This is a genomic window from Streptomyces sp. DSM 116793, from assembly GCF_057320905.1.
In genome coordinates this window covers 1,948,205-1,973,342 of the sequence record NZ_CM170494.1, presented here as the reverse complement: position 1 = coordinate 1,973,342, position 25,138 = coordinate 1,948,205, and the positions used below count along the sequence as shown (strand labels likewise).

Annotated in this window: 22 protein-coding genes and 1 pseudogene; 15 read left to right on the top strand and 8 right to left on the bottom strand. The window is 73.2% G+C overall.

Features of this window, described 5'->3' with window-relative positions:
• Positions 1-144: 144 nt before the first annotated feature.
• Entirely contained in the window at positions 145-642 is a 498-nt protein-coding gene (locus ACSMXW_RS08255) for a nuclear transport factor 2 family protein (protein ID WP_485804815.1), read from the bottom strand.
• Positions 643-1,492: 850 nt separating this feature from the next.
• Here ACSMXW_RS08255 and ACSMXW_RS08250 point away from each other — a divergent pair.
• Both ACSMXW_RS08250 and ACSMXW_RS08245 read left to right on the top strand, forming a co-directional pair.
• Positions 1,493-3,463 carry a glycoside hydrolase family 97 protein gene (locus ACSMXW_RS08250; RefSeq protein ID WP_485804814.1) on the top strand — a complete coding sequence of 657 codons (1,971 nt, stop codon included), beginning with the start codon at positions 1,493-1,495 and terminating at the stop codon, positions 3,461-3,463.
• A gap of 320 nt (positions 3,464-3,783) precedes the next feature.
• On the top strand, positions 3,784-5,229 hold the full coding sequence (locus ACSMXW_RS08245; protein ID WP_485804813.1) for a glycoside hydrolase family 28 protein: 1,446 nt from the start codon (positions 3,784-3,786) through the stop codon (positions 5,227-5,229).
• A 166-nt stretch (positions 5,230-5,395) separates the two neighbouring features.
• Here ACSMXW_RS08245 and ACSMXW_RS08240 read toward each other — a convergent pair whose 3' ends face one another.
• The 5 genes from ACSMXW_RS08240 to ACSMXW_RS08220 all read right to left on the bottom strand — a co-directional run bounded on the left by ACSMXW_RS08240 (position 5,396) and on the right by ACSMXW_RS08220 (position 10,973).
• Positions 5,396-6,739 (bottom strand): glycoside hydrolase family 27 protein, encoded by a 1,344-nt coding sequence (locus ACSMXW_RS08240; protein ID WP_485804812.1) that lies wholly within the window; start codon positions 6,737-6,739, stop codon positions 5,396-5,398.
• 40 nt (positions 6,740-6,779) lie between these two features.
• Positions 6,780-8,300: a glycoside hydrolase family 28 protein gene (locus ACSMXW_RS08235; RefSeq protein ID WP_485804811.1), complete on the bottom strand. Its 1,521-nt coding sequence runs from the start codon at positions 8,298-8,300 to the stop codon at positions 6,780-6,782.
• 534 nt (positions 8,301-8,834) lie between these two features.
• Positions 8,835-9,905: an iron-containing redox enzyme family protein gene (locus ACSMXW_RS08230; RefSeq protein WP_485804810.1), complete on the bottom strand. Its 1,071-nt coding sequence runs from the start codon at positions 9,903-9,905 to the stop codon at positions 8,835-8,837.
• Positions 9,902-10,291 carry a CDGSH iron-sulfur domain-containing protein gene (locus ACSMXW_RS08225; RefSeq protein ID WP_485804809.1) on the bottom strand — a complete coding sequence of 130 codons (390 nt, stop codon included), beginning with the start codon at positions 10,289-10,291 and terminating at the stop codon, positions 9,902-9,904. Before ACSMXW_RS08225 ends, ACSMXW_RS08230 begins: the two co-directional genes overlap by 4 nt.
• Complete coding sequence (locus ACSMXW_RS08220) at positions 10,275-10,973, bottom strand: HemK2/MTQ2 family protein methyltransferase (RefSeq protein ID WP_485804808.1); 699 nt, start codon at positions 10,971-10,973, stop codon at positions 10,275-10,277. Before ACSMXW_RS08220 ends, ACSMXW_RS08225 begins: the two co-directional genes overlap by 17 nt.
• 430 nt (positions 10,974-11,403) lie before the next feature.
• On the opposite strand from ACSMXW_RS08220, the gene ACSMXW_RS08215 reads away from it, so the two are divergent.
• Entirely contained in the window at positions 11,404-12,990 is a 1,587-nt protein-coding gene (locus tag ACSMXW_RS08215) for an FAD-dependent oxidoreductase (protein ID WP_485804807.1), read from the top strand.
• Positions 12,991-13,164: 174 nt separating this feature from the next.
• Here the strand turns inward: ACSMXW_RS08215 and ACSMXW_RS08210 are convergent, their stop codons facing one another.
• Positions 13,165-13,674: an RICIN domain-containing protein gene (locus tag ACSMXW_RS08210; RefSeq protein WP_485804806.1), complete on the bottom strand. Its 510-nt coding sequence runs from the start codon at positions 13,672-13,674 to the stop codon at positions 13,165-13,167.
• A 311-nt stretch (positions 13,675-13,985) separates the two neighbouring features.
• On the opposite strand from ACSMXW_RS08210, the gene ACSMXW_RS08205 reads away from it, so the two are divergent.
• The 12 genes and pseudogenes from ACSMXW_RS08205 (at position 13,986) to ACSMXW_RS08150 (ending at position 24,555) form a co-directional block, all read left to right on the top strand.
• Positions 13,986-14,336 (top strand): gas vesicle protein GvpO, encoded by a 351-nt coding sequence (locus ACSMXW_RS08205; RefSeq protein ID WP_485804805.1) that lies wholly within the window; start codon positions 13,986-13,988, stop codon positions 14,334-14,336.
• A gap of 441 nt (positions 14,337-14,777) precedes the next feature.
• Complete coding sequence (locus ACSMXW_RS08200; RefSeq protein ID WP_485804804.1) at positions 14,778-15,239, top strand: gas vesicle structural protein GvpA; 462 nt, start codon at positions 14,778-14,780, stop codon at positions 15,237-15,239.
• A 6-nt stretch (positions 15,240-15,245) separates the two neighbouring features.
• Complete coding sequence (locus tag ACSMXW_RS08195) at positions 15,246-16,016, top strand: GvpL/GvpF family gas vesicle protein (protein WP_485804803.1); 771 nt, start codon at positions 15,246-15,248, stop codon at positions 16,014-16,016.
• Positions 16,017-16,020: 4 nt separating this feature from the next.
• A complete protein-coding gene (locus ACSMXW_RS08190) occupies positions 16,021-16,347 on the top strand; it encodes a gas vesicle protein GvpG (RefSeq protein WP_485804802.1) in 327 nt (108 codons plus the stop codon).
• Positions 16,344-17,066: a DNA primase gene (locus ACSMXW_RS08185; RefSeq protein ID WP_485804801.1), complete on the top strand. Its 723-nt coding sequence runs from the start codon at positions 16,344-16,346 to the stop codon at positions 17,064-17,066. The genes ACSMXW_RS08190 and ACSMXW_RS08185 overlap by 4 nt, the downstream gene beginning before the upstream one ends.
• A 2-nt stretch (positions 17,067-17,068) precedes the next feature.
• Positions 17,069-18,235 (top strand): SRPBCC family protein, encoded by a 1,167-nt coding sequence (locus ACSMXW_RS08180; protein WP_485804800.1) that lies wholly within the window; start codon positions 17,069-17,071, stop codon positions 18,233-18,235.
• Positions 18,232-18,564, top strand: a pseudogene (gene gvpJ, locus ACSMXW_RS08175) (gas vesicle protein GvpJ); the annotation flags it as partial. The gene ACSMXW_RS08180 and the pseudogene gvpJ, both read left to right, overlap by 4 nt.
• Positions 18,565-18,728: 164 nt before the next feature.
• Positions 18,729-19,643 (top strand): GvpL/GvpF family gas vesicle protein, encoded by a 915-nt coding sequence (locus tag ACSMXW_RS08170; protein WP_485804799.1) that lies wholly within the window; start codon positions 18,729-18,731, stop codon positions 19,641-19,643.
• A complete protein-coding gene (locus ACSMXW_RS08165) occupies positions 19,640-19,891 on the top strand; it encodes a gas vesicle protein (protein ID WP_485804798.1) in 252 nt (83 codons plus the stop codon). Before ACSMXW_RS08170 ends, ACSMXW_RS08165 begins: the two co-directional genes overlap by 4 nt.
• Before the next feature lie 89 nt (positions 19,892-19,980).
• The gene (locus tag ACSMXW_RS08160) at positions 19,981-20,244 is read left to right on the top strand and encodes a gas vesicle protein K (protein ID WP_485807893.1); all 264 of its coding nucleotides are present in this window, start codon (positions 19,981-19,983) and stop codon (positions 20,242-20,244) included.
• 413 nt (positions 20,245-20,657) lie between these two features.
• Complete coding sequence (locus tag ACSMXW_RS08155; RefSeq protein WP_485804797.1) at positions 20,658-22,130, top strand: aminotransferase class I/II-fold pyridoxal phosphate-dependent enzyme; 1,473 nt, start codon at positions 20,658-20,660, stop codon at positions 22,128-22,130.
• 178 nt (positions 22,131-22,308) lie between these two features.
• Entirely contained in the window at positions 22,309-24,555 is a 2,247-nt protein-coding gene (locus tag ACSMXW_RS08150; protein WP_485804796.1) for a catalase, read from the top strand.
• Positions 24,556-24,689: 134 nt separating this feature from the next.
• On the opposite strand, the gene ACSMXW_RS08145 is transcribed toward ACSMXW_RS08150, so the two are convergent.
• Positions 24,690-24,890 (bottom strand): DUF5133 domain-containing protein, encoded by a 201-nt coding sequence (locus ACSMXW_RS08145; protein ID WP_485807892.1) that lies wholly within the window; start codon positions 24,888-24,890, stop codon positions 24,690-24,692.
• Positions 24,891-25,138: the final 248 nt, after the last annotated feature.

The following is a 25,138-nucleotide window of genomic DNA, read 5'->3' as shown; positions in this document are numbered from 1 at the left end:
GCGTGACGGTTCGTCGTGGCCGGTCGCGCACTCCGCCCGCCCCTTACGGGCACATGGCCGCCGGCGGAGTCGGGGCGACGTGCGGCAGGTGCTGGGACCCGCCCGGGACGGGCCCCAGCGGTGCCGGCGTCACCGGCCTGGGTGCTACTTCGGAGTGCCGACGGTGCTGGCCGTGGTCGCCGTGCGCTCCTCGATGACCGCGATCTCCTCGAGCGCCCGCTCCGGCGTGTCGGGAACGGCCGGCGTCTCCTGCGGGGAGATGTGCAGGTGCGCGATGCGCAGCGCGCCACGGGAGTCGCGGGTCACCACGAGGGACTCCCGCAGGTAGTGCTGCTCGTCGCCGAGAGCCACCCGCGAGTGCAGGCTGACCAGGGCAGTGTCCCCCATGATCCGGATCTCGGGGGACAGGATCTGGCTGCGCCGGGTGGTGCCCGGCGTCAGCGCGAACACCCGCTGGAACTCCTCGCGGCTGTCGATGCGGTTCGGAACCGACAGGACGAAGAACGTCGCGTCGGCCGCGAACAGCTTGAAGTAGTCGGGGCTGCTGTTCTCGTAGGTGGACTGGTACTCGGCGAGAAGCTGCTCGACAGCTTCCCGGGTGATGGCCCCCGTACCCACGGATGCCATGAGGTCAACGGTCATTCGGAGAACTCCTTGTGACTCGTTCGGCTGGGACTGCACGCGAAGGACGAGCAGCCGAAGAGCCCGAATGGACGGTCCCGGTGGTGCCTGAATGAGGAGATGGCGAGCTGAACCGGACTCAGCGTGCCCGCCGTGACTGCATGACCATTGCAGAGCCCAGGAACCTTCCCCCCAGCAGATCGCAACGGTCCGATTTGAGCTCTTGTGCCTCCGATTGAAGAGCCGGTCACATCAGCCTGTCAACGCCTCGAAAGCGTGACGATAAACCGTCCGGTCCCGGTATTCCTTACCCGGCTCCCGTGACTGGCGGAATTCGGACGGAAGAGTAGCGGAATTCAGACCGCATACGCCGTCCGAATGTCACCGGCGCGGCCCACGGCGAGCACCCGTCCCGCCGCGCCGCCGCCAGCCCCCCGGCGCGGCGCCGGAACACCCGCCCGGCCAGGCGTACCGGCCCGCAGCGCGGAGGACCACCCGTCTCCGCACGTCCGGACCGGTTCCGCGCAGGGCCCCCGGCCGGCGGAAGCTCGGGGCAGTGCTTGCCGCCGTGATTCGGACATGGGCCCGTGTTGAACGATCCCTGTGCGGCCGGCCCGCGCGGCACCGTCCCGCCCTGCGCGGTTTTCTGACACCCACCCGCCGCACGGCTGACCGACCCCCCGCCGGCCGGCCTCCGGGAGGAGGCATGCGAGGCGACGGTCAAGTGCCCGGCGGGCAGATAGATCGGATCGATCAGGGCCTGATAGATCCGATCTATCAGGCCCTGATCGCCGTCTCGATGACCAATTGCCGTCAGAAGTCTGTCTAGTTATCGGATGACTATGTACCGTGTCGGTCTCGGGAGGCAATCATGCTGAGATCTGTCAGGCACGGCGCCCGGCGCGGCACCCTGGCCCTGCTGCTCGGGGGACTGGTCGCGTCGGCGCTGTTCGGTACCGTTCCTGCGGGCGCCGTGGCCGCGGTGTCCGCCGGGGCGGCGGTCTCCGCCGGCGGCACGGCGTCCGCGCCGGGCGCACAGTGGACCGTGCGGGGGCCCGGGCAAGCGGATCCCCGCGCCCGGCTCCGGCTGGACGCGGCGGCGGGGACGCTGTCCCTTCAGGTCGACGACGGCGGCAGGACGGTGATCGAGCCCTCGCCGGTGGGCATCGTCACCGAGCGGGCCGACCTGTCGCGGGGCCTGCGCTTCGCGGGCCGCAGCGACCGCGTCGTCTCCGAGCACTACCGGGCGACGGCCGGCAAGCAGCGCTCGCGCCGGGTGCTGATGACCGAGTCGCGCTTCAGGTTCACCGGCGCCGGCGGCGCGCGCCTCGACCTGCTGGTGCGCGCCTCGCACGACGGCGTGGCCTACCGCTACGCGCTGCCGTCCGGCAGCGGCGACGTGCTCGGCGAGACGTCCGCCTTCACGCTCCCCGCGGACGCCGAGGCCTGGCTCGGCGCCTACCGGCAGGACAACGAGAACCTCTTCAAGGAGTACCCGGCGGCCGCGGCGCCCGCCGGCGAGTACATGGACCAGGCGCTGTTCAGGACCGGCGACGCCTACGCGCTGATCGCCGAGTCGGACCTGACGGGACGCTACTCGGCGGCCCGCCTGGTGCACGACGCGGGCTCGCCGACGTACCGGATCGGCCTGTGGGACCAGCGGGTCGAGGTCACCGGCGCGCTGAGCACGCCCTGGCGGGCCATGATCGTGGGCGACCTGGCGACCGTCACCGAGTCGACGTTCACGGACGACCTCGCCCCGGCGTCCCGGATCGCCGACACCTCCTGGATCAAGCCGGGCCCCGCGCTGTGGACCTGGCTCGCGGGCGGCCGCACGGCCGGGCAGAGCCTCACCGCGCAGGAGGCCTACGTCGACTACGCCGCCCAGCGCGGCTGGCCGTACGAGGTCGTGGACGCCGGCTGGTACTACCCGCTCGGCCAGTGGGAGACCACCGACCCCGACTGGCAGACGGACAGCTGGATGCCGCAGCTCGTCGACTACGCGAAGCAGCGGGGCGTCGGCATCCTCGTATGGGTGCACTTCCGCGACCTCGACACCGCCGAGGAGCGCGAGCAGTGGCTCGGCACGTTGGAGAAGTGGGGCGTCAAGGGCATGAAGATCGACTTCATGGACTCCGAGTCCCAGGAGCGGATGCGCTGGTACGACGAGATCCTGCCCGAACTGGCCGCCCACCACATGCTCGTCGAGTTCCACGGCTCCACGATCCCCAAGGGCATCCAGCGCACGTGGCCGAACGTGCTGACGATGGAGGGTGTCAACGGCGAGGAGAAGAAGACCAACACCGCCCAGCACCTGACCATCCTGCCCTTCACCCGCAACGTCATCGGCTCGATGGACTACACGCCCGGTGCCTTCCAGCGCGCCGAGCGGCCCAACGCCGGCTCCGACGCGGGCGAGCTGGGCCTGTCGGTGCTGTACGAGTCCGGCGTGCAGAACCTCGCGGGCACACCTGAGTCGTACGACCAGCGGCCCGAGGCGCGCCGTTTCCTGGAGCAGATCCCGGCCGCCTGGGACCGCACCCGGCTGCTCGCCGGCCGGCCCGGCGAGAGCGCGGTGCTCGCCCGGCAGAGCGGCGCGCGGTGGTTCATCGGCGGAGCGTACGCCGGGCCCGCCCACACCGCCGAGGTGCCGCTGCGGCTCGACCCCGGCACCTGGCTGGTGGAGACCGTCCAGGACGGGCCGGACGGCCTGGTGCGCGTCCCGCACGTGATGCGCAGCGGTCAGACGCTCTCCGTGCCGGTCGTCGCCGACGGCGGTTTCGCGGCCCTGGCCTGCCGCTGGCACCGCGGCGTCACCACCTGCGAGACGTCACCGTCCTAGGACGTCACGGGACGTCGCCCCAACGGCCGCGGTCGCCGGGACGCGCGGTCCCGGCGACCGCGGCAGGACGGCCCGCCGCCCCGCAGGGCTCGCCCCGCCCGCGGGACGGTGGGCCGTCCGCCCAGTGCGGCGGTCCCCCGGTGGGCCGTCCGCCCAGCGGGGCGCTCCGCCGGGTGGGCCGTCCGCCGGGTGGGCCGTGACCACGCCGCCGACTGCGGCCGGAGCGCGTCCGTGACTCCACCGGGGCGTCTCCGGGACGCCGGCCGGTCCCGGTTGGGACCGGCCCCGACAGCAGTGACCAGCGACGAAGGAGACCGTCAATGACGATGGACCGCCGCTCCGTGCTCACCGCAGGCGGACTGCTCGCGGTGGCGGCCGCGGTGCCCGCCGCCACCGCGGCCCAGGCAGCGGACGCCCCCGGCGCCGCCCCCACGGCACCGGCCGGCCCGCCGGCCGCCGCCGACCGGGCCTGGGACCAGGTTCCGCGTATCCTCGCCCGGGTCAGGCCGCCGGCCTTCCCCGGCCGGCGCTTCGACATCACGCACTTCGGCGCGGTCGGCGACGGGCAGACCCTGAACACCGGCGCGTTCCGCGCCGCCGTCGAGGCGTGCGCGCGCTCCGGGGGCGGCCGGGTCGTCGTCCCGGCCGGCCGGTTCCTCACCGGCGCGGTCCACCTGCTCAGCGGGGTCGAGCTGCATGTCACCGCGGACGCCACCATCGCCTTCAGCCCGGATCCGCACGACTTCCTGCCCGCCGTGCTCACCCGCTTCGAGGGCACCGAGTGCTGGAACTACTCGCCGTTCGTCTACGCCCACGGGCAGCGGGACCTGGCCGTCACCGGCCCCGGCACCCTGGACGGGCAGGCCCGCCTCGGCCCCTGGGAGAGCTGGTACCGCACCAGCGGCCTGCAGGGCCCCGACCAGCAGCTGCTGCGCCGGATGGGCGCCACGGGCGTGCCGGTGGCGGAGCGCGTGTTCGGTGACGGGCACTACCTGCGGCCGCAGCTGATCCAGTTCAACCGCTGCCGCAACGTCCTGGTCGACGGCGTGAGTCTGGTGGACCCGCCGATGTGGACGGTGCACCCGGTGCTCTGCACCAATGTGACGGTGCGGAACGTCACCGTCGACAGCACGCTCTACAACACCGACGGCTGCGACCCCGAGGCCTGCTCCGACGTACACATCACGGGCTGCCGGTTCAACACCAACGACGACTGCGTCGCCGTGAAGTCGGGGCGCGACGAGGACGGCCGGCGGATCGGGGTGCCCAGCGAGAACGTCGTCATCCAGAACTGCGCGTTCTCCGGCCGGTGGGGCGGGGTGGCCGTGGGCAGCGAGGTGTCCGGCGGCGTGCGGAACGTCTTCGCCGAGGACTGCACCGTCAACCCGCCCGACTTCCCCGGCCGCTACCCGGTCAAGTACCCCCTGTACATCAAGACCAACAAGAGGCGCGGCAGCTTCGTGGACGGCGTCCACCTGCGCCGGATCACCGGCCGGGGCGTCGAGCGGCAGGCGGTCTTCATCACGTTGGACTACAACGGCGAGGCGGGCGACCAGCCGGTGGCCGTGCGGAACGTCCACGTGGACCGGATGGAGATCGACGGCGCCCAGGCGGTCCTGCAACTGGTGGGCCTGCCCACGGACCACATCGACGGCGTGCACCTGTCCCGCTCCGCGTTCACGGGCATCAGCGGGCAGGACAGTGTCGCGTACACCGACGACCTGACGTTCTCCCAGGTCTCGGTCAACGGCAGTCCGGTGTCCTGAGCACCGCCCCGCCGGGGCACCGGACGGCGGGCGGCCGGCGGGCGGGCGGGTGGCGGGTGGCACCCATCGGCCGCCCGCCGTGTCGCCCGCCGCGCCCCGCGAGCGGTCCTCTCCCGCGCACGGACCGGTGCCGGGCCCGTCGCGCGGCACGACGGGCCCGGGTGCGTCAGGACACCGGCCTGACCCGGATCAGCCGGGTCTCCCCGGGGCGCAGGGTCGCGCTGTAGGAGTCCGTGACCGTGCCGGTGCGCTTGCCCGACCACAGGTCGGTGACGTCGCCGTCCCCGAAGAAGCCGACCTGCTGCCACGAGACGCCGACCGTCCGGGAACCCGAGGTGGCGGTGTTGAAGAGCGCCACCACGTAGTCGCCGTTCGCCTCGCGCTTGCGCCACACCTGCGCGGTGCCGTCGTTCACGATCCGCTCCGCGGCCACGCCGTCCTGGTCGACGCCGATCAGCCGGTCGTTGGTGAGCATCGCCTTGTCGGTGGGGTCCAGGTGGGTCAGGTCGGTGCCCAGCAGCAGCGGGGAGGCCGCCATCGCCCAGAGGGTGAACACCGAGCGCCGCTGGTCGGCGGTGAGGCCCACCTGGTCACCGCCCCCGACCTCCAGGGAGTCCAGGTCGTTCCAGCCGCCCGGACCCGCGTACGGCTGCCAGGACGCGGCCGAGTTGAACCGCGATGAGACGTGTGACCAGTCGGTCAGCGGGTAGCCGCTGCCGTTGGGCCCCGGGCCGCAGTAGCACTCCACGTCGCCCTGGGTGCGCCAGCTGTTCGCGAGCTGCTTCCAGGTGGTGGCGCCGGCGATGGGGAGGTTGTTGGAGAGCGCGAAGTTGATGGGCCGCCCGGTGGCGCGCAGCGCCTTGTCCCAGGCCTGCACATCGGCCACGTCGTCGCTGCCCACCCCGTCGATCTTCAGGTAGTCCACGCCCCACGACGCGAACTGCCGTGCCCAGGAGTTCACGAACTCCTGGGCGCCCGGCTTGCCGTAGTCGAGGTAGTACATGTTCTTGCAGTTGTAGTTCTTCTCGGACTTCGAGGTGTCCGCGATGTCCTGGGCGTGGTAGGGGGTGCCCTCGACGGGCGTGTTCTTGGTGACCGCGTTCTTGGCGATGCCCGGCGTCACGTAGAAGCCGAACTTGAGCCCCTTGCCGTGCACGTAGTTGGCCAGGGCCCTGATGCCCGAGGGGAACTTGGCGGTGTCCACCGCCCAGCGCCCGTAGGAGTCCACGACGAAGCCGCCTGCGTCGCACTTCTGCCAGAAGTCGTCCAGGTTGATGTACACGAAGCCGTGGGAGGCCAGGCCGCTCTTCGCCATGGCGTCGGCCTGGGCTCTGATCGCGGCCTCCGAGGGGGTGCGCCGCACGAAGCTCCAGCTGCTCCAGCCCATGGCGGGGCGGATCGAGAGGCCGTTGTCGGAGGCGGACGCGGACGGCGCGGTGCCGAGCCCGGTGAGGGCCAGGGCGAGCGAGGAGACCGCCCCGAGCAGCGCGGTTGCCTTAGTTCTGGTCATGACATCCTTGGTGGTGGGTGTACGGCGGTCGGTCCCGGTCCTAGGAGCAGTCCTGCGTGGAGCCCGTGGCGCTCACCCGGAGCGCGCCGCCGGAGTCGTTGTCGCTGTCGGCGAGGCAGTAGCCGGTCACGCCCTGGAAGACGAAGTCGGCCGGGCTGTCGTCGCCGCGTCCGGCCGTGAAGCCGTCGAAGTCCAGCGCGCTGCCGGTGTTGGCGATGACCGCCGGACGGTCGTCGTTGTCGGCGAACCGTACTGAGCTGTCCCGGAACGTGATGTGGTCGGCGTTGTGGATGTACCAGCCGAAGGCCGGCCGGGTGCCGATGCTGTTCGGGTTGTAGTCGTTCGCGTCGTTGCTGGGCACCGCGGTCGACATGGTGCCGTTGCCGCCGGGCACGGTCAGGTTGACGTGGTCGAAGGTGACGTCGCTGATGTGGTTGCCGCCGGACTCGCCCCACAGCGTCGGGCTGAACGAGGGGGTGCTGCCCTTGGCGGTGATGTTGTCGTAGGTGATGTCGTGGATGTGGCCGACACCGGGATCATCGCCACACCGTTTTCTCGTCCCGATCTTCTGCATGATGGGCGAGTGGACGTCGGTCATGGTGATGTCCCGGTAGTGGACGTCCGAGATGTCGGCGCCGTCCATGGAGACCATGCCGAGGCCGGACTTGTCCGCGCCGGTGATGTCGATGTCCTGGAAGTTGTAGTCCGTGAAGTCACCGCAGGTCTCGGAGCCGAACATCAGGGCGTTGCAGCACTCGGCGGACAGATGGGAGTCCGATACCGTCACATGGCCGTTGGGCAGCTTGGCGCCGAGGGCGTAGTCGCTCTTGAAGACCAGGGCGTCGTCGTTGGCGGCGATGTCGGCGTTGGTGATGGTGACGTGCGTGGTGCTGATGATGTTCCAGCCGTCGCGGTCGCTCGCGGTGTCGATGTGCAGGTGGTCGGAGGTCACGTCGTCGCAGCCGTTGATGAGCGCCGCGAAGTGGCCGCCGCGCCGCAGCGTGATCCCGCTGAGCGTCAGGCCGGTGCACCGGGTCAGCGAGATGATCTTGTCGGCCTGGCCGTCGTCCGGGTTGCCGGTGGCCAGGTACCCGCCGCCGTCGATGGTGCCCGATCCGGTGAAGCCGATGTTCGTCAGCTTGTCGCCGTAGAACATCGCGTCATGGAAGTGGCTGTGCCCGAAGTCCTGGTAGTCGTCGTAAGGGTTGGACTCGGGGTCGTCGTAGACGTCCGAGCTCGACCCGAGGATGGTGGCCCCGGAGTCCAGTTGCAGGGTCACATCGCTCTTCAGGTGGACGGTGTTCTTGGACTTGTACTGCCCGGACGGGAATTCCACGATCCCGCCGCCCGCGCGGTTGGCCGCCGTGATGGCGTCCTCGATCGCGGGGCTGTCGTTGGCGTGCCCGTCGGCCGTGGCCCCGTAGTCCATGACGTCGAACACGGCGGCCTGGGTGTGGGCCTCGGTGGGGGCGGCGCGGGTGGCGCCGGCGGCGGCCTGGACTCCCGTCAGCCCGAACAGGGCGGCGAGCAGGAACGCCGTCAGGGCGGCGACTCTTTTCACCCTTCGCTCTCCTTCTGCTGTCAGTGGTCACACTCTTGATGAGAGATCCGAGGTGTGCGGCGTATCCACTCCAATGGGGCGGGCTTCTGCGGCGCCTGGAGAGGCTTTCTCAATGAAAAGATCGGATCTCTCGCTGAGTTCGGAATGTAACAGGGACATGACAACTGTCAATGGGTCGCGCCGCCGGGCGCCGGGAACCGGCCACCGTCGTGGGCCGGGACGCGCACGAGGGCCCTCGCGCGGTCGCGAGGGCCCTCGGGGGAGCGGGGTTCGGATCGGACGGGCGGGGAGCGCGGCCGGCGCCCGGGCGGGCGCGGCGCCGACGCCGGATCAGCGCTGCCAGACGTACGTGCCCCGGTCCGCTGGACGAACCTGGCGTACGGCGCGAAGAAGTTGTACTCGGGCAGCGCCCAGTACGTGTCGCGGTCGGAGGGGCTCTGCCCGGGGCCGGTGGGGTGCTCGCCCAGTTCCCCGGGCCCCTTTCGGGGCGGGAGTCCACTCGTGAAGGCGCCGTCGGGCCGGGCGTCGCCGGGCTCACAGGGGAGCGCGGAGCGCGCTGCGGCCGGCCCGCCAGTGGGTGAGGAGGTGTTCGGCCAGCAGCGCCTCCAGGTGGATGGTGGCGTGGATACCGAAGGCGATGTCCGGCGCCAGGCCGGGCTCTTCGGTGAGCAGCCCGCCCACCACGTCCCGCCGCACCACCTGCTCGTGCACGGCGTCGGCCTCCACGTGCTCGGCGTAGAAGTGCTCGGCCGCGGGGCCCGCCCCCGTGCGGCGCAGGGCCGCGGCCAGCCGGGCCGAGGCGGGCGACGACGTCACCTCGACCGCCGCGAAGTGCCCGACGAGGGCACCGCGGTGGGCGCGGTGCAGCCCCAGCAACGACATCAGGTTGACGGGCGCGAGGGCCGGCGCGGGCGCGTGGTCGAGATACCGGCCGTAGGCCGAGTCCAGGTCCAGGTCGGACATGAGCGCGGCGAACAGCTCGGCGTGCACCTCCTCGGGCCGCCCCGCGCCGAACTCGTCGTACTCCACCGCCACCATGGCGGCCTTGGCCCGGCCGCGCAGCCGCGGGACGACCCAGGCGTGCGGATCGGCCTCCTTGAGGTGGTACAGCGAACGCAGCGCGGCGTACTCGCGCAGTTGCCACAGCCGCCCCTCGCGGCGCAGGAAGCGGCTCACGTCGGTGTCGGCGTCCTCCGCGGTCCCGGTCAGCAGCGTGTCCAGGGCGGCCGTGACGTCCGCGACCGGCCCCGCGGCCGCCCGCAGCTCCGACTCGAACCGCCGTTCCAGAGCCCCGCGCAGCTCCAGCAGGCGCGGGTCCCACTCCCGGTCGGGGGCGACGTCCGCGAAGCCCCGGTAGTGCAGCTCGTAGAGCACGTACAGCGCGAGGTGCAGGTCGTCACCGTACGGGTCCGCGGCGCCGGCCTCCCGGGCGCCCGGCAGAGCGGCGCTCTCCGGCGCCGTCGAGGCCAGCGAGTCCAGCACGGCGCCGGACAGCCCACCGCGGGCCCGGGGCAGGCCGGGCCCGCCGGGCGGGCCCGCGGTGCGTGACACGTATCCGGGCGCGCGCACCGGCTTCCGCGGTGCGGCCCGTGCCGAAGCGGTCATGGTCCGTCTCCTTTCGTGCCCTGGGGTTGGCCGGGCCGTGTGCCCTGGGGTTGGCCGGGCCGTGTGTCCTCGGGTTGGCCGGGCCGTGTGTCCTCGGGGCGGGCGGGGCGTCTGCCCGCGGGGCGGGCGGGCTGTTCCGGGTCGGAGGACCGATGGGTGCCGGGCGCCGGGTGCCGCGGCGGCCCGCGGTGGCTGGTGTCGCACCACGGGGGCGTCGCGGTGCGGCGGCAGGTGCAGATGGCGACGGTGAAACGGTCGGAGAAGGCCACCGTTCCGTCGTCGAGGCACACCTCCACGGGGCCCGGCACCAGGAGCGGGCCCTCGGCGTCGAGCGTGACGCGGTAGGGGGCGTCCCCCGCGCGGTCGCGGTCAGGGGTGTTCGGCACGGATGACCACCAGCTCCTCGTCCTTGTCCCGCACGGTGAGCAGGCCCCGGGCGCGCAGCCAGGGCAGCCGGGCGCGCAGCACGGGACCGAAGGGGATCCGCCTGCGGTCGCGGACCGTGCCGCGCAGCCCCGCACGCGCCAGCCGCCGCAGGGTGTCGTCGACGCCGCAGAGCCCGGACTGCACCATGAGCAGGGCGCCCTGCGGCCGCAGCACCTCGGCGGCGCCGTCGCAGACCCGGTCCAGGACGTCCCGCCCGTCGGTCCCGGCCTCCCAGGCCAGCCGCCCGCCCCGCGGGCCCGCCGCCGGGGGCGTGGGCACATACGGCGGATTGCACACCACCAGGTCGAAGGAGCTGCCCAGGACCGGTGCGAACAGGTCCCCCCGGCGTACGGCGATCCGCCGGCACCGGCCCGCGCGCAGCGCGTTCAGGCGCGCCGCGAGCACGGCGCGGCGCCCGATGTCCACGGCGGTGACCCGTGCGCCCTGCCGCGCCGCGTGCACCGCGAGCACGCCGGTGCCGGTGCCCATGTCCAGCACCTCGGCGCCCACCGGCAGCCGCTCCCGCGTCAGCGCCTCGGCCAGCAGGAACGTGTCCGCCTGCGGCGCGTAGACGCCCGGCGGCACCAGCGGCGCCCCAAGGCCGCCCGGCCTGGCCGGAGGCGGTCCGGAAGCGGGCGTCATGGCAACCTCCGCGGTTCGGCTCCCGCCCGGACGCCGCGCCGTGCCCCGGGTACGGCCCGGGAGCGCGCGGCGGCACGAACAGGAGGGGACATTGGCCACGCGTACCCCGTACGGCGCTTTCACACAGGACCGCCGCCCCCTCCCCGCGCGCGCCCCGCCGTGTACGACCCGCCCTCCGCGGATACTCGCGTCCCGATGCCCGCGGCGCCGCGCGGCCGTGACCGGCGACGGAGAGGCATGCGGGAGCGGGCGAGGGCGGATGGGGACGACGGAAGGCGGGCCGGGGCTGCCGGGAGAGCACGGAAGACGGACCGGGGACGACGGAAGAGCACGGAAGACGGACCGGGGCTGCCGGGAGAGCACGGAAGGCGGGCCGGGGACGACGGAAGAGCACGGAAGACGGACCGAGGACGACGGAAGCGAGGACGCCATGACGAGTCCGCCGCGGCTGCCCGGTGCGCCGGTGTCGCACTGGATGGAACGGGAGCTCTCGGAGCACCACCCCCCGTTGCGCACCGGCACGGAGGCCGACGTGGTCGTGCTCGGCGGCGGGATGGCCGGGCTGTGCACCGCCTGGGAGATGGTCCGCACCGGCCACTCCGTCGTGCTCGTGGAGGCCGGCCGGCTGGCGGCGGGCGTGACGGGACACACCACCGCGAAGCTCTCCGCCCTCCAGGGACTGACCTACCACCGGCTGCGCACCGACTTCGGCGCCGAGGCGGCCCGGCGGTACGCCACCTCGCAGAGCCAGGCCGTGGCGCGGGTGGGCGAGGTGAGCGCGGACCTCGGCATCGACTGCCAGTGGGAGCGCCGTGACGCCTTCACCTACGCCACCCGTCCCGAGGCCGTGGACGAGTTGCGGGCCGAGGCGGAGGCGGCGCGGGAGGCCGGGCTCGACGCGGAGTTCGTGCCGGCGACGGTGCTGCCGTTCCCCGTCAGCGGCGCGGTACGGCTGCCGGACCAGGCGCAGTTCCACCCCCGGGCGTTCCTCGACGGCCTGGCCCGCGACGTGGTCGCGCACGGTGGCCGGATCTTCGAGGACACCCGGGCCACCGGACTGCACGAGGGCTCCCCGTGCCGGGTGACCACCGCCGAGGGCGCCGAGATCACCGCCCGGGACGTCGTGGTGGCCACCCACTACCCGATCTTCGACCGCGCCCTGCTCTTCGCGCGCATGGCGCCGCACCGCGAACTCGTCGTGGCCGGCCGCATCCCCCGCGACGACGATCCGCAGGGCATGTACCTGACGCCGGAGGCCGGCACACGATCGCTGCGCACCGCCCCGTACGACGACGGGCACCGGCTGCTCGTCGCCACCGGGGAGAAGTTCGTGCCGGGCACCGGCGGGGTGGTGGAGCGGTATGCGCGGCTCGCGTCCTGGCTGCTGGAGCACTTCCCGGCCGCCGAGATCGTCCGCCGCTGGGCGGCGCAGGACAACTGGACCACGGACGGCGTGCCGTTCATCGGCCGCCTGCACCCGGCGGCCCGCCATGTGTACGTCGCCACCGGCTTCGGCGGCTGGGGGCTGAGCGGCGGGATGCTGGCCGGGCGGCTGCTGCGGTCGCTCATGGAGGGCGACAGCCTGCCCTGGGCCGGCCTCTACGACCCCCGCCGGCTGCACCTGCCGCGGGAGGGCCGCGCCCTGGTGGAGCGGCAGGCGGACACGGCCCGGCACTTCGTGGGCGACCGGCTGCCGGGCCGCGACGAGCCCACGACGGACGACATCGCCCCCGGCGAGGGCGCGGTGGTGCGCAGCGGCGCCCGGCACATGGCGGTGTACCGGGACGAGGACGGCGGCGTGCACGCCCTGTCCGCGCGCTGCACGCATCTGGGCTGCCTGGTGCGGTTCAACGACGCGGAGCGCACGTGGGAGTGCCCCTGCCACGGCTCCCGCTACGACACGGACGGCCACGTGCTCCAGGGGCCCGCGGTGCGCCCCCTGAAACCCGCCGAGCCCGCGCAGCCGGCCCCGGCGACCGGCGCCCGCCGACACCGGCACGACGGCCCACACCCGTGAACCCGCGCCCCGGAAAGGGGCGCGGGGCACGGCGCGACCAGCCGCGACGTGCCCGTCAGGTCGTCACCGTCCGAAGCCGGCGGTCTCTGCCGCTTCCGGGCCACCGGCACGGCCTCACCGTCCCAAGGGGGCAGCCTCGGTCGTGTCCGGACCACCGGCCGGTCGTGGGGCGCGTCAGCCGACCGCGACCGGCTCCCACCGCTGGCCAGAGCCAGAGCCAGAGCCAGAGCCGGGGCCAGGACCAGAGTCAGAGGCGCCGGAAACCTCCGGCCTCAGCTGAACCGCCGCACCGTCCTCCTCGCCGCCCCCGGCAACGCTCAGCAGCAGCCCCGAGCCGGCGTTGACCACCGCGAACCGCCCGTCCTCGCCCCGCGGCTCGAACCGCCACCGCTGGGCGTCCGTGCGGGTGCACTCCCAGACCTGGACCGCGGCGCCGCTCTCCCTGCTGCCGCCGGCGACATCGAGGAACTTCTCGGTGTCCGGCCGGCGGACGGTGTACGCGCCGTGAGCCGGGTCGAACGCCACCGCCCACTGCTGGCCCAGGCTGCCCTGCGGGCCGAGCCGCTGCCATACCGACACCGGTGCGCCGTTGTCCCGGCCGCCGCCGGGCACGTCGAGCACCTTTCCGGAGGCGGTGTGCACCAGGACGTAGAGCCCGTCCGGGAGCGGTTTGTTCATGGGCATGCCCTCTTCCTGTCCCGGAAGCGAGGTCGACGAGTGGGGTGCCGGCACGGCACGAAGGCTCCGGGGGCCACGGCACAGGCCAAGGCGGTACACCGCAGGCCGGGCCGCGCCGTGCGGGTGCCGCCGGCAGATCGAACTGTACGCGACATCGACGGAACCGCACCCGTCAGGGCACGCCGTACCGGACACCCGCCACAAGCCCGGCCGCTGGCCGAATCCCGCCGCGCACGGCGAGCCGCGGCACCCTCACCCGTCGTGCCAAAGGTTTGGCCAAGGCCCTCCCGGGTCACCCGAATCCGCGAGGTGGCGCCATGCCTGACAGCAACCACCACGGCACAACCGAAGAGAACAACGACGTGACAGACGAGCAACCGCCCGAGAACGGTGCGAGGAAACGGCCGGGCCTGATGCGGATCCAGCACGGCGCCCGTGCCCAGCTCGCCGAGCTCACCGGCATGACCGTCGAGTCCGTGTCGTCCTTCCAGCGTTCCGACGACGGCTGGACGCTCCAGGTGGAGGTCCTGGAGCTGGCCAGGATCCCGGACACGATGAGCCTGCTGGGCAGCTACGAGGTCCAGGTGGACGAGGACGGCGAGCTCACCGGCTACCGGCGCGTCCGCCGTTACGAGCGGGGCCGGGCCGATCCGCAGCAGCGCGGCTGACCCGCGGCGCCGAGCACGCCAAGCACCGGCTCAGAGGCGCGACACACGAAACAACAGACCGGACGGACCGGACGACCGGGACGCACCCGCGCAAGCGGGCGAGCGCACGCGCAGGCGGCAGGCAGCCGGACACACGCCGGCGCGCGAAGCACGGGCGGCCGACCGCGACGCGGAAACCACGACGGAAAGACCGTGCCGCGACAACCGCTAGGCAAGACCGCACCGCGACAACCGCAAGGCAGGACCGCACCGCGACAACCGCAAGGCAGGACCGCACCGCGACAACCGCACCACGGCAACCCCGGCACAAGGCCGCACGCGGCACCCACGGGCGAACAGCCCCACCGCAGCCGCACCACGGCGACCACAGGCCGGCAACCACAAGAAACCGGCGACCACAAGCCGGCAACCACGACGCGAACCCCAAGGAGGAGCGGTCGCATGACCACCGCGATCCCCGCACAGCAGACACGAGGCTCAGGCAGCAGCGGACTGTACGACGTCCTGGAACTGGTACTCGACCGAGGACTGGTCATCGACGCCTTCGTCCGGGTCTCCCTGGTCGGCATCGAGATCCTCAAGATCGACGCGCGCGTCGTGGTGGCCAGCGTCGACACCTACCTCCGCTTCGCCGAGGCGTGCAACCGCCTGGACCTGGAGGCAGGCCCGCACAGCAGCCCGGGCCTGCCGGACATGGTGGGCCAGGTCACCGAGTCCGGTGCGCGCGGCAAGTCGAAGGGTGTGCTCTCCGGCGCGGCAGAAACGATTTCTCAGGCGTTCCAGCAGGGCCGGGACGAGGACGACGAGGAGCCGAGGCGCAGCCGCAAGGCGTCGCCGGCGCCCCGCAAGAAGGCCGCGAGTGGCGCCAGGTCCAGGACGCCGGGCTCGGACGACGAGGAGTGAGCGGACATGAGCACGTACGTCTACGGCATCGCAGACCGCTCCCACCCCGGCCTGCCGGACGGCATCACGGGCGTCGGTGAGCCCGCCCGCCCGGTGCGCACCGTCGCCGAGAACGGCCTCACCGCGGTCGTCAGCGACGCCCCCGAGGGACTGCGGCCCAAGCGCCGGGACCTGATGGCCCACCAGCGGGTGCTGTACCGGGCGGAGGCGGACGGCCCGGTGCTGCCGATGCGGTTCGGCAGCGTCGCCCCCGACGACGCGTCGGTGCGGGGCGTGCTGGCCGAGCGCGGCGAGCACTTCCACGAACGGCTCCGGTCGCTGGCCGGGAAGGTCGAGTACAACCTGAAGGCCGTCCACCGCGAGGAAGCGGTGCTGCGCCACGTGATGACGCGGCGGCAGGACATCAGGGACCTCAGCGACGCCAACAACGCGGCCGGCGGTGGCAACTACCGGCAGCGGCTGCGACTGGGCGAGCTGGTGGTGGCCGCCGTCAAGGCGCAGGAGGCGGAGGACGCCGGGGAGCTGTACCGGGCACTGGAGCCGGTGGCCGCGTCGGTGGCCGCGGGCCCCGACTCGGCGTCCTGGGTGGCGAACGTCTCCTTCCTGGTGGACAGGGCGAAGACGGAGGACTTCACCTCCGCCGTCGACCGGCTGCGCGCCGACCGTCCGCACCTGGAGCTGCGCCTGAACGGCCCGCTGCCCCCGTACAGCTTCGTCGAGCCGGGACCCGCCAGGCCCGCGGTGCCGGGCGCCTCCCAGAGCCTGCCCGCGGAGTGACGCCATGGGACTGCTCGGCGAGGTTCTCCTGCTTCCGCTCGCGCCGGTGCGCGGCAGCGCCTGGGTGATGCGGCAGGTGCTGGCCGAGGCCGAGCGCCAGTACGGCGACCCGGCGGCCGTCGTCGCCGAGCTCGGCCGGCTGGAGGAGCGGCTGGCGGCCGGTGAGATCGACGAGGAGGAGTTCGACCGTCTGGAGGACGAGCTTCTGGACCGGCTGGAGCAGTCCCGCGGCGCCGCCGGCGCACCGTGGGGCGGCGACACCGGCGCCTGGACCCGATCGACGGCTTCACCACAGGTGGAGGCGGCCCCACGACAGGTGGAAGGCGGATGAGAACGATGAAGCGGACGACCACGGGCCTCGCTGTAGGGGCCGGATACCTGCTCGGGCGGACGAAGAAGATGAAGCTGGCGCTCGTGCTGGGGGCGATGGCGGCCGGCCGGCGGCTGCCGATGAGCCCGGCAGCACTCAAGGGCGTCGTCGCCGACCAGATGCGGAGCAATCCACAGCTCAAGGAGCTCGGCGACCAGGTCCGCGGCGAGCTGAAGGGCGTCGGGCAGGCCGCCACGGGCGCCCTGATCGAGCGGCGCATCGAGGGTCTGGCCGACCGGTTGCAGTCCCGTACCGCGGGGGTGCGGGAACGGATGGCGGGCGGCGGACCCGAGCCCGGCGGGGGTGAGGAAGAGGCGCCGGAGACCGGCGAGGGCGAGGCCGGGCCGGAGGAGGGCGAGGAGGCTCCGGAGACCGGCGAGGCCGAGGCCGAGGACACGGGCGAGGAGCCACCGGCCGAGGAGGCCCGTGAATCACGGCCGACCGGGAGGGCACCCGTCAAGAAGGCCCCTGCCAAGAGGCCGGCCGCGAAGCGGCCACCCGCCGGAAAGGCGCCCGCCAAGAAGGCGGCGAAGAAGGCCCCGGCGGGCAGGGCACCCACTGGGAAGACCCCGGACAGGCGGGCCGCGGGGCACTCACGCGGGCATGTGCCGCCCGCGAAGAAGGCGGCGCCGGCCCGCACCGCACGGCGCTCGCCCGCACGTGGTGAAGGGAGGCGGTGACCGTGGCTGACACCCGGTCCAAGACGCAGCAGGCCACATCAGGCCTCGGCTCGATCGCTGCGAGCCCGGCGGTCGACCGTCTCAAGTCGGAGGCCAGGGACTACCTGGGCGCACAGGCCGAACGCATGCTCACCGGCGTCGGGCACAAGCTCGGCAAGAGCACCGCCCGGCTGACCGACATGGCCGAGGGCAACGGCCCCGGCCTCGGCAAGCTCGCCATGGAGGGCGGCAAGAAGCTCGTCGGCGGCAAGGGCCCGCTGGGCGCCGTCACCGGTCTCGGCGGCGGCCTCAAGGACACCGTCAAGGGCGTGCTCCCGGGCGGCGGCAAGGACGGCGAGGGCGGCAAGAAGGAGCGGAAGGCCAAGGGCAAGCCGACGGTGATCCTGGAGTCCCTGGATGTGGGCGTGCCGCTGCGCACGGCGTACGACCAGTGGACGCAGTACCAGGAGTTCAGCGGCTTCGCCAAGGGCGTCCAGGACGTGAACGTCTCGGAGGACGTCGAGTCCGACTGGCAGTTCAAGATCTTCCTCTCCCACCGCTCCTACAAGGCCACGACCACCGAGCAGCGTCCGGACGAGCGGATCGCCTGGACCTCGGAGGCCAAGCAGGGCATCACCAAGGGCGTGATCACCTTCCATGAGCTGGGGCCCAACCTGACCAGGCTCCTGCTGATCATGGAGTACTACCCGGTCGGCTTCGTCGAGAAGACCGGCAACCTCTGGCGCGCCCAGGGCCGCAGGGCCCGGCTCGACTTCAAGAACTTCGCCCGGTTCATCAGCATGAACGGCGAGGCGAGCGGCGCCTGGCGCGGCGAGATCAGCGACGGCGAGGTGGTGCGCAGCCACGAGGACGCCCTCGCGGAGGAGGAGGAAGGGTCCTCCGAGGAGGGCCGGGAGTCCGAGGAGGGCCGGGAGTCCGCGGAGGGCCGGGAGTCCGCGGAGGCCGCCGAGGAGCAGCCGGCCGAGGAGTACGAGGACGAGACGGACTACGGCTACGAGCAGCAGGAGCCGGAGGACGCCGAGGCGGCCGACGACGAGGAGGAGCCGTACGAGGACGAGGAGAGCGGCGCGGGCGAGGAGGCCGACGAGTACGAGGAGGCCGGGGCGGACGAGGACGAGCGTGCCGGGTCCCGCCGTGCTCCCGCCGCACAGGGCCGGGGCCGCCGATGACCATGGCGCAGACGCTTCCCGAACCGTACGGAGCCGGTGCGGGCTCCAACCTCGCCGACATCCTGGAACGGGTGCTCGACACCGGGATCGTGATCGCGGGCGACATCCGGATCAACCTGCTCGACATCGAACTGCTCACCATCAAGCTGCGGCTGGTGGTCGCCTCCGTCGACAAGGCGAAGGAGATGGGCATCGACTGGTGGGAGCACGATCCGGCCCTGTCGTCCCGCGCCCGCGACGGTGACCGCGACCGGCACCGGGACGGGGTCGGGGACCGGGACCTGGCCGCGGAGAACGCCGAGCTGAGGGCCCGCATCGACGAACTGGAACACCACGCGGGCGCCCTCCGGTCCGCCGGTGCCGCCCCCGGGGACACGGACGGCGGCCGGGACCGGGGGGCCGTGGAGAACGCGGGCGTCGGCCCGGCCGCGCAGGCCGTGCGGGGCCGGGGCCCGGGCCGGGAGAGCGGCACGGCGGCGAAGGAGGGGAGGCGATGAGCGGCCTGTGGTACGCGTACGCCGTCTGCCGTCCGTTCGGCGCCCCGCTGGATGCCGGGCTCACCGGGGTCGCCGGGGCGCCGCCGCGTCCGGTGCAGCACGGGGACCTCGTCGCGGTGGCCTCGGAGGTGCCCGAGGACGACTTCTCCGAGGCGGGCCTGCGGACCCGTCTGGAGGACCTGGACTGGCTCGCCGCCACCGCCCGCGGCCACGACCGCGTGGTCGCCGCGCTCACCCGCGTGACCAGCCCGCTGCCGCTCAGGCTTGCCACCGTCTTCCACGGCGAGCAGGGGGTGCGCGAGATGCTCCGCACCCGGTACGACGACCTGAGGGAGCTGCTGGAGGTGCTCGAAGGACGGGTGGAGTGGGGCGTGAAGGTGTACACCGAGCCGGCGGCGGACGACGGCCCCGCGGACGGTACCGGTGCTCAGGGCGGTGGTGCGGGCCGGGCTGCGAGCGGCCGTGACTACCTGCGCAGGCGGCGCAACGAGCAGGCCGGCCGGGAGCGGTCGTGGCAGCGCGCGGAGGAGTTCGCCGCCCGCCTGCGGGGGGCCCTCGCGCCGTGTGCCGCCGCCGAGCGGCTGCACCGGCCACAGCGTGCCGAGCTGTCCGGGGCGCCGGGGCGCAACGTCCTCAACGCCGCCTATCTCGTCGACCGGGACCGCGCCGAGGAGTTCGCCGCGGCCGTGCGGCGCGCCGGGGACGGCGCGCCGGGTCTGCGGGTCGAGCTGACGGGGCCGTGGGCGGCGTACTCGTTCAGCGGCACGGACGCCGGTGCGGCGGGCGGTGCCGTGGGCGGTGGTGCCGTGGGCGGTGCGGCGGGCGGTGCCGTGGGCGGTGCGGCGGGCGGTGCCGACGGTGCCGGAGTGCCCGGACCGCGCGCGGCCCGGGTCGGGACGGAGCGGCGATGACGGAGCCGGAACCCCGGTACCGCGAGGTGGCCCTCGTCGACCTGCTCGACCGGCTGCTGGCCGGCGGCGTCGTCGTCACCGGCAATCTCACCCTGCGGATCGCCGACGTCGACCTCGTGCGGATCGACCTCAACGCACTGATCAGCGCGGTACGGGCGCAGGTCCCCGCGCCCTGGCCCGAGCAGGGGCAGCCCGAGCAGGGTGCGCCGGGTCGGGAGCCGCATGATCGGCAGGCGGTGATCTCGTGACGGAGCCCGTGCCCGGCCGGGAGCCGGCGGATCCTGTCGGGGAACCCGCGGGCTCCGGACGGGAACCCGCGGCTCGCGGCCGGAACAGGATCTCGCTCGATCCCGACACCGTGGAGCGCGACCTGGTCAAGCTGGTGCTGACCGTCGTCGAGCTGCTCCGCCAGCTGATGGAGCGGCAGGCGCTGCGCCGTGTGGACGCCGGGGACCTCACCGAGGACCAGGAGGAGCGGATCGGGCTGACGCTGATGCTGCTCGACGAGCGGATGGGGGAGCTGCGGGAGCGGTACGGTCTGCGGCCCGAGGACCTCAACCTGGATCTCGGTCCGCTCGGGCCGTTGCTGCCGCGGCGGTGAGAGGCCGGCCGGTGGCCGGCGGCGGCACGGGCTGCCTGCCGGCGCGGTGGCCGTGTGCGGGTCCGATGTGCGGGTCTGCGGGTCCGTCGTCGTTGTCCGCGCGGTTCACCGGCCTCATCATCGGGCGCGGTGCCTCCTTGGGACGTGGGTGGCGTGCCGGCCTGTTGCGGCCGGTCCGGCCCACGCGGTGGAGCGGCGTGTCAGTACGGCCCCGCGCCGCTTCCGTGGCCGTCGCCCCGGGTCCCTTCCGTGGCCGTCCTCCTGCGCCCTCCGGGGCGGCCCCCGAGGCGGGCCGGTGTGAAAGTACCGGGTCGGGGAACCCGGCCGGATCCCTGGAGACCCGTCGCCGACCCGCTCCCCGATCCGTCCTCAACCCCTCCCTCAGTCCGTCCCCCAACCCCTCCCCTGGAGCCATGAACGCACTCGACCACAGTCGCGCGCCCGTCCTGGAAGCCCTGGTCGCTTACCGCCGGTCCGGTGAGGTGTCCTTCGCGCCGCCGGGGCACAAGCAGGCCAGAGGGGCCGACCCCCGGGTGCGCGAGGTGCTGGGCGACGCGGTGTTCCAGAACGACGTGCTGGCGATCGGGGGCCTCGACGACCGGCGGGAGCGCGGCCGGGTGCTGGAGCGCGCCGAGGACCTGATGGCGGACGCCGTACACGCCGAGCACACCTTCTTCTCCACCTGCGGCAGCTCGCTGTCGGTGAAGGCCGCCATGCTGGCCGTCGCGGCCTCTGGCGAGGAACTGCTGATCGGCAGGGACGCCCACAAGTCGGTCGCCGCCGGACTCATCCTGTCCGGCATCCGGCCGGTGTGGGTGGAACCCCAGTGGGACGCCGGGCGCCGGCTCGCCCACCCGCCGTCGGCGGAGGCCTTCGAGGAGGCCTTCGCCCGGCACCCGGACGCCAAGGGCGCACTGGTCACCAGCCCCACCCCGTACGGCACCTGCGCCGACCTCACGGCCATCGCCGACATCTGCCACCGCCGCGGCCGCCCCCTGATCGTGGACGAGGCGTGGGGCGCCCACCTGCCCTTCCACCCCGACCTGCCGAGCTGGGCCATGGACGCCGGCGCCGACGTCTGCGTCACCAGCATCCACAAGATGGGCAGCGGCCTGGAGCAGGGCTCCGTCTTCCACCTGCGCGGCGACCTCATCGGCGCCGGCACGCTGAAGGCCCGTGCCGACCTGCTGGGCACCACCAGCCCCTCCGTGCTGCTCTTCGCCGGGCTCGACGGCTGGCGGCGCCAGATGGTGCAGCACGGGCACGCCCTGCTCAGCCGGGCGCTCGACCTGGCCGACACGGTACGGGCCGCCATCGAGGACATCGACGGCCTGCACGTGCACGGCAGGGCGGACTTCTGCGGCCCCGGGCTCGCCCACGACCTCGACCCGCTGCCCGTGGTGATCGACGTCGCCGACCTCGGCGTGACCGGGTACCAGGCGGCCGACTGGCTGCGTGAGCGGCACCACGTCGACGTGCACATCTCGGACCACCGCAGGATCAACACCCAGCTCACCCACGCCGACGACGAGCGGACCGGCCAGACACTGCTGTCCGCGCTGAAGGACCTGGCGCGGGCGGCCGACGGCTTCGACCCGCCGGTCCGGGTGGCGGTGCCCGAGCCCCACGAGCTCCGGCTCGACCAGAGCTGCCCGCCGCGCGAGGCGTACTTCGGCCGCACCGAGGACGTGCCGGTGGCCGAGGCGGCCGGCCGGATCGCCGCGGAGATGATCACACCGTACCCGCCGGGTATCCCCGTCGTCCTGCCCGGCGAACGCCTGACCGAACCCGTCCTGCGGTATCTGCGCACCGGCGTCAGGGCCGGCATGAACCTCCCGGACCCACAGGACCCCCGGCTGGACACCGTCCGGGTCCGGGCCGAGTGAACGGGGCTTTGACCGGAGGAGGCGGGGGTACTCGGCGCCGCATCCGTCCGCCCCGGCGGACGCGCGCCGCCCGGGCGGCCCCTTGAGGGCCGTCCGCAGTCCCGCGGCCCACCCGGAGCCGCCTCGCCGCCCCGCCCACCCCCCCGTTCCGCGGGACGCGCCCAGCTACGGAGGAGCGATGAACGACAGCAAGGACCCCAAGAAGGCCGCCTCCGGCGACGAGATCCCCGGCAAGCCGAGCCCCCTCACCCCGCCGGTCGCCGAGCCCACCACGCCCCGCGAGCCGCTGCCGCCCAAACACGACCAGAGCGGGCCCGACGTCTACAGCCCCACCGGACAGCCCACCGGCGTGGACCAGGGCCGCATCGCCCAGTCGAACGCGTACCTCACCACCGCCCAGGGCAACCGGCTGTACGACACCGACCACTCGCTCAAGGCGGGCCGGCGGGGCCCCGTGCTGCTCCAGGACCACCACCTGCGGGAGAAGATCACCCACTTCGACCACGAGCGCATCCCCGAGCGGGTGGTGCACGCCCGCGGCGCCGCGGCGCACGGCGTCTTCCGCGGCTACGGCACCGCCGAGGGGATCAGCAGGGCCGCGTTCCTCGGCACGGACGTGGAGACCCCCGTCTTCGTCCGGTTCTCCACGGTGCTCGGCTCGCGCGGCTCCGCGGACACCGTGCGGGACACCCGCGGCTTCGCCACGAAGTTCTACACCAGCGAGGGCGTCTTCGACCTGGTCGGCAACAACATCCCGGTGTTCTTCATCCAGGACGCCATCAAGTTCCCCGACGTCATCCACGCCGGCAAGCCGCACCCCGACCGGGAGATACCGCAGGCCCAGAGCGCCCACGACACCTTCTGGGACTTCGTCACCCTGCACACCGAGGCCACCCACCACACCCTCTGGAACATGTCGGACCGCGGCATCGCCCGCTCCTTCCGGATGATGGAGGGCTTCGGCGTGCACACCTTCCGGATGGTGAACGCGCGGGACGAGACCACCCTGGTGAAGTTCCACTGGAAGCCGGCGCTCGGCGTGCACTCCCTGGTGTGGGAGGAGGCGCAGATCATAGGCGGCATGGACCCCGACTTCCACCGGCGTGACCTGGCCGACGCCATCGAGGCCGGCGCCTTCCCGGAGTGGGAGCTGGGGGTGCAGACCTTCCCCGACAACGAGGAACAGGTCTTCGAGGGCATCGACCTGCTCGACCCCACCAACATCGTCCCCGAGGAGCTGGCCCCCGTGCAGCCGATCGGGCGGCTCACCCTGAACGCCAACCCGTCGAACTTCTTCGACGAGACGGAGCAGGTCGCCTTCCACCCCGGCCACCTCGTGCCCGGCATCGACATCACCGACGACCCGCTGCTCGCCGGACGGCTCTTCTCGTACATCGACACCCAGATCACCCGGCTGGGCGGCCCGAACTTCGCCCAGATCCCGATCAACCGCCCGCACGCCCCCGTCAACGACATGCTGCGGGACGGCATGCACCAGACCGCCGTGCACCGCGGGGTGGCGCCGTACCGGCCGAACTCGCTGGACGGCGGGTGCCCGTTCCTCGCGGGCCGCGACGAGGCCGCGTACATCGAGGTGCCCCTCGACCTGCCCGCCGCGAAGAAGGTACGCGAGGCGCCGGCCTCCTTCGACGACCACTTCAGCCAGCCGCGCCGGTTCTGGCTCAGCCTGACGCCGGTCGAGCGCGAGCACACCATCGCCGCGTACACCTTCGAGCTGAACAAGTGCTACGAGACGGCGATCAAGCAGCGTGCCCTCCAGGTGCTGGCCAACATCGACCCGCAGCTCTGCCAGGGCGTGGCGCGCGGCCTCGGGCTCGCCGCGCCGGACCCCGACCGGCCGCTGGCCGACGTGCAGCCCAGCCCGGCGCTCTCGCAGCTGCGCGGCGAGTGGCCGGTCGACGGGCGGGTCATCGGCATCGTCGCCGACGAGGGCTGCGACCTGGACGCGGTACGGTCGGTGCGGCGTGCGGCGCTGGACGCGAAGACGGTGCCGCTGGTGATCGCGCCGGCCGGCGGGACGCTCCAGGACGGCAGCACGGAGCCGGTCGCCGTGCAGCGCACCTTCGCCACGGCGCGGTCGGTCGAGTTCGACGCGGTGCTGCTGGCCGGGGTCACCGGGCCCGGTGCGGACGCCTACGGGCAGCGGGACGTCAAGGCCGCGGACCCGACCACGCCGGCCGGCGCGGCGAGCGATCCGCGTGTGCTGCTGCTGCTCGGTGAGGTGTACCGGCACCAGAAGGCGATCGGTGCGTTCGGCGGGGCCGAGCGGGTCCTCCGGGAGGCGGGTGTCTCCGCGGAGGCCCCCGGTGTGGTGGCCGGCGACGACCCCGGGGAGGTCTTCGACCGCCTCACCACCCTCCTCGCCACCCACCGCGCCTGGGACCGCTTCCCCGCAGGCATCTGACACGCCGCGCCCCGGCAGGGGCCGCGCCCCGGCAGGGCGCGGGACACGCGCCCGTTGGAAGCACGCGCGCCCGTTGGAAGCCGGGGCTTGCGCACGACGAGGCCGCGGCTGACTCCGGGTTCGGAGCCCCGGAGTCAGGTGGAGCGGATGTAGTGTTCCGCGGCCAGTACCGCCTCATGGGCCGTCCGCCGGCCCATGAGTATGCACAGCGTGTACGCCGTGTCCTCGAACCGCCTGCGCACCACCGGATCGGACGGCACATCGACCAGCCGCCGCTCCCAGACGTGGTAGCGGTGCAGTGTGCGGACCACCTTGGGCTTGTCGGGCAGAAGCATCACGGGCCCTCCAGACGACTGCTGAGCCCGGCGAGCCCGGACTGCACGGCCCCGATTCCTGACATGGGCCACGCGCCGCGCGCACTCGCACGCACCCCGCGGCACCCGCATCCCCCTCCAGCCATCTTCACGCCGGGACCCGCAACTTTCCTGTTGTCCCTTCAACCACCAAAAGGGGGAACGCGGGGCCGGATGGGCCAACGCACGTTTGCGTCCCGTCCGGCGCGGCTAAGGACATGCGGCATCGG